General features: G+C 73.1%; 2 protein-coding genes. One reads left to right on the top strand and one right to left on the bottom strand.

Annotation, left to right across the window (positions count from 1 at the left end; all coding sequences use genetic code 11):
- Positions 1-53 precede the first annotated feature (53 nt).
- The gene (locus H5J30_RS31415; RefSeq protein WP_181790950.1) at positions 54-1499 is read left to right on the top strand and encodes a lipase maturation factor family protein; all 1446 of its coding nucleotides are present in this window, start codon (positions 54-56) and stop codon (positions 1497-1499) included.
- Here H5J30_RS31415 and H5J30_RS31410 read toward each other — a convergent pair.
- A partial coding sequence (locus H5J30_RS31410; RefSeq protein WP_445194970.1) for an MmyB family transcriptional regulator occupies positions 1489-1718 on the bottom strand: 230 nt, incomplete at its 5' end. The two genes, H5J30_RS31415 and H5J30_RS31410, sit on opposite strands and share 11 nt — an antisense overlap.

Here is a 1718-nt window from a genome sequence, read left to right as displayed (position 1 = left end):
GATCCGGCGCGGCGGGGTGTGAGGGCGGTCGCGGCGGTGGTACGGATGGCGTCGTGGCGTGGTTCTCCTCCGACGGGTACTGGCTGAGCCGGCTCGTGTTCCAGCGCGGGCTGGCCCTGCTGTACGTCGTCGCCTTCGTCGCCGCGGCGCGGCAGTTCCGGCCGCTCATCGGCGCGCACGGCATGCTGCCCGTGCCGCGGTTCACCGCGCGGGTGCCGTTCCGGCGGGCGCCGAGCCTGTTCCAGGTGCGCTACTCCGACCGGCTGTTCGCCGGCGTCGCCTGGGGCGGCGCCCTGCTGGCCGCCGCGGTGGCCGGCGGGGCGGCGGACGCGGTGCCGCTGTGGGCGGCGATGCTGCTGTGGGCGGTGCTGTGGGCGCTGTACCTGTCGATCGTCAACGTCGGCCAGGCGTGGTACTCGTTCGGCTGGGAGTCCCTGCTGCTGGAGGCCGGGTTCCTCGCGGTCTTCCTCGGCAACGACACCGTCGGGCCGCCGGTGCTGGTGCTCTTCCTGCTGCGCTGGCTGCTCTTCCGGGTCGAGTTCGGCGCCGGGCTCATCAAGATGCGCGGCGATCGGTGCTGGCGGAAACTGACCTGCCTCTACTACCACCACGAGACGCAGCCGATGCCCGGGCCGCTCAGCTGGTTCTTCCACCATCTGCCCCGGCCCCTGCACCGCGTCGAGGCCGCCGCCAACCACGTCGCCCAACTGGGGCTGCCCGTCCTGCTGTTCACCCCGCAGCCCGTCGCCACCTGGGCCGCCGCCGCCATCGTCGTCACCCAGCTCTGGCTGGTCCTCTCCGGCAACTTCGCCTGGCTCAACTGGATCACCATCCTCGTCGCCCTCACCGCGATCGACGGACGGCTCGTCGCCGACCACACCCCGCTGCCCGCACCGCCCGAGTCCGGCGGCACACCGGTCTGGTTCACCGTCGCGGTCTTCGCCGCGACCGCCGCCGTGCTCGCGCTGAGCTGGTGGCCCGCGCGCAACCTGCTCTCCCGGCGGCAGCGCATGAACGCCTCGTTCAACTCCCTCCACCTCGTCAACACCTACGGCGCCTTCGGCAGCATCACCCGCGTCCGGCACGAGATCGTCGTCGAGGGGACCAAGGACACCCGGCCCAACGACGCGAGCGAGTGGCGCGAGTACGGGTTCAGGGGCAAGCCCGGCGATCCGCGGCGGCTGCCCAGGCAGTTCGCGCCGTACCACCTGCGGCTCGACTGGCTGATGTGGTTCGCCGCGCTCTCCCCCGCGTACGCGGAGCGGTGGTTCGGCGCCTTCCTGCTCCGGCTGCTCGACGGCGACCGCGACACGCTCCGGCTGCTGCGCCACAACCCGTTCCCCGGGAGCCCGCCCGGGAGCGTGCGCGCCCGGCTGTTCCGGTACGAGTACACCGACTGGGCCGAGCTGCGCCGCAGCCGGACGTGGTGGCGGCGGGAGTTCGTACGCGAGTACGCGCCGCCCGTGACCGCAGGCGAGCGCGGCGGCGTCAGCCCGTGAGCCGCTGCAGCCCCACCACGCGCAGCAGCTCCAGCCGTTCGTACGACTCGCTGCCGGGCCGCGCAGTGTGGATCACCAGCCGCTGGTCGTGCTCCGGGTTCAGCAGCACCTCGCAGTCCAGCTCCAGCAGCCCGACCACCGGGTGGACGAACCGCTTGACCTCCCGGCGCCGCACCGCCACGTCGTGCGCCTCCCACAGCGCCGCGAACTCCGCGCTGC

Source organism: Streptomyces phytophilus (assembly GCF_013870535.1).
GTDB classification, from domain to species: domain Bacteria; phylum Actinomycetota; class Actinomycetes; order Streptomycetales; family Streptomycetaceae; genus Streptomyces; species Streptomyces phytophilus.
Note: the sequence above shows the minus strand (reverse complement) of the source record. Positions and strands in the feature narration are given on the sequence as shown.